This window comes from Pediococcus argentinicus, assembly GCF_001437605.1.
Taxonomy (GTDB): domain Bacteria; phylum Bacillota; class Bacilli; order Lactobacillales; family Lactobacillaceae; genus Pediococcus; species Pediococcus argentinicus.
This window is the reverse complement of record NZ_JQCQ01000086.1, coordinates 1-416: the sequence shown is the minus strand read 5'-3', so window position 1 is coordinate 416 and position 416 is coordinate 1. Positions and strand designations below refer to the sequence as shown.

Genomic DNA, 416 nt, shown 5'->3' with positions numbered 1-416 from the left:
GTAGTCAGTCTGATTGGAGAATTAGGTGACCTTCGTCGGTTTAGCTCTGCTAATAAAGTCAACGCATTTGTTGGAATTGATTTACGGTTCAATGATTCTGGTGAATATCATAGTAGTGGATTTATTACCAAACGCGGTGACCACTGGGCACGTAAAATATTATTTCGATGCATTGGTAATATTGCGTCAACCGCCGCTTCAGGTCATCCTAATCACATTAATGACTGGTATCAGAACAGAAAAAAATCTTCTCCGTCTGCAGGAACGAAGAAGATTGCAATAGGCGCTATGGATCGACTGATTTCGACCATGTACCATTTGGTACTTACAAATCAGAAATATGACTATACGATTGCCTGCCAAAGTCATCGTAACTAGTCAAAAACACCATAGCATCTTTTGAAAAAACTTACTAG

At 39.4% G+C, this 416-nt stretch carries 1 protein-coding gene; it reads left to right on the top strand.

Annotated elements, in window-relative coordinates; genetic code table 11:
* Window positions 1-378, top strand: a 378-nt coding sequence (locus IV88_RS09025) for a transposase (RefSeq protein ID WP_157059344.1), incomplete at its 5' end; no start/stop codon positions are given.
* Window positions 379-416: the final 38 nt, after the last annotated feature.